This window comes from Streptomyces sp. a15 (genome assembly GCF_059026085.1).
In genome coordinates this window covers 1-1,826 of the sequence record NZ_JBWLKM010000212.1, presented here as the reverse complement: position 1 = coordinate 1,826, position 1,826 = coordinate 1, and the positions used below count along the sequence as shown (strand labels likewise).

General features: G+C 66.2%; 1 protein-coding gene. It reads left to right on the top strand.

Annotated elements, in window-relative coordinates:
• Positions 1-1,826 (top strand): DNA polymerase III subunit alpha (dnaE, locus tag AC5P09_RS51670; RefSeq protein WP_493880586.1); only part of this gene is annotated, 1,826 nt, incomplete at both ends.

Genomic DNA, 1,826 nt, shown 5'->3' with positions numbered 1-1,826 from the left:
ATGATCGGCACCTACGGCAAGATCAAGGCGAAGAACGCCATCAAGGACTCCGCGCGCGTGCTGGGCTACCCGTACGCCATGGGCGACCGCCTCACCAAGGCGATGCCCGCCGACGTCCTCGGCAAGGGCATCGACCTCAACGGCATCACCGACCCCTCGCACCCGCGCTACAGCGAGGCCGGCGAGATCCGCGCGATGTACGAGAACGAGCCGGACGTGAAGAAGGTCATCGACACCGCCAAGGGCGTCGAGGGCCTCGTCCGGCAGATGGGCGTGCACGCCGCCGGCGTCATCATGTCCAGCGAGCCCATCGTCGACCACGCCCCGATCTGGGTGCGGCACACCGACGGCGTGACCATCACGCAGTGGGACTACCCGCAGTGCGAGTCGCTCGGCCTGCTGAAGATGGACTTCCTCGGCCTGCGCAACCTGACGATCATGGACGACGCCGTCAAGATGGTGAAGTCCAACAAGGGCATCGACCTCGACCTGCTGGCCCTCCCGCTCGACGATCCGACGACCTTCGAACTCCTCCAGCGTGGCGAGACCCTCGGCGTCTTCCAGTTCGACGGCGGCCCCATGCGCTCGCTGCTGCGCCTGATGAAGCCCGACAACTTCGAGGACATCTCCGCCGTCTCCGCGCTCTACCGGCCCGGCCCGATGGGCATGGACTCGCACACCAACTACGCGCTGCGCAAGAACGGCCTGCAGGAGATCACGCCGATCCACAAGGAGCTGGAGGAGCCCCTCCAGGAGGTCCTGGCGGTCACCTACGGCCTGATCGTCTACCAGGAGCAGGTGCAGAAGGCCGCCCAGATCATCGCCGGCTACTCGCTCGGCGAGGCCGACATCCTCCGCCGTGTGATGGGCAAGAAGAAGCCCGACGAGCTGGCCAAGAACTTCACCATCTTCCAGGCCGGCGCCCAGAAGAACGGCTACAGCGACGAGGCCATCAAGGCCCTGTGGGACGTGCTGGTCCCCTTCGCCGGCTACGCGTTCAACAAGGCGCACTCCGCCGCGTACGGCCTGGTCTCGTACTGGACCGCCTACCTGAAGGCGAACCACCCCGCCGAGTACATGGCCGCGCTGCTGACCTCGGTGAAGGACGACAAGGACAAGTCGGCGGTCTACCTCAACGAGTGCCGCCGCATGGGCATCAAGGTGCTCCCGCCCAACGTCAACGAGTCGGTGCACAACTTCGCCGCGCAGGGCGACGACGTGATCCTCTTCGGCCTCGAAGCCGTTCGGAACGTCGGTACGAACGTGGTCGAGTCGATCATCAAGAGCCGCAAGGCCAAGGGCAAGTACGCCTCCTTCCCCGACTACCTCGACAAGGTCGAGGCGGTCGCGTGCAACAAGCGCACCACGGAGTCGCTGATCAAGGCGGGCGCGTTCGACACCCTGGGGCACACCCGCAAGGGGCTGACCGCGCATTTCGAGCCGATGATCGACAACGTGGTGGCGGTCAAGCGCAAGGAGGCCGAGGGGCAGTTCGACCTCTTCGGCGGCATGGGCGAGGAGGACACCAGCGAACCCGGTTTCGGCCTCGACGTGGAGTTCACCACCGAGGAGTGGGACAAGACCTACCTCCTGGCGCAGGAGCGGGAGATGCTCGGTCTGTACGTCTCCGACCACCCGCTCTTCGGCCTGGAGCACGTGCTGTCCGACAAGGCCGACGCGGGCATCGCCCAGCTCACCGGAGGTGAGCACTCCGACGGCGCGGTGGTCACCATCGGCGGCATCATCTCCGGCCTCCAGCGCAAGATGACCAAGCAGGGCAACGCCTGGGCCATCGCCACCGTCGAGGACCTCGCCGGCTCCATCGA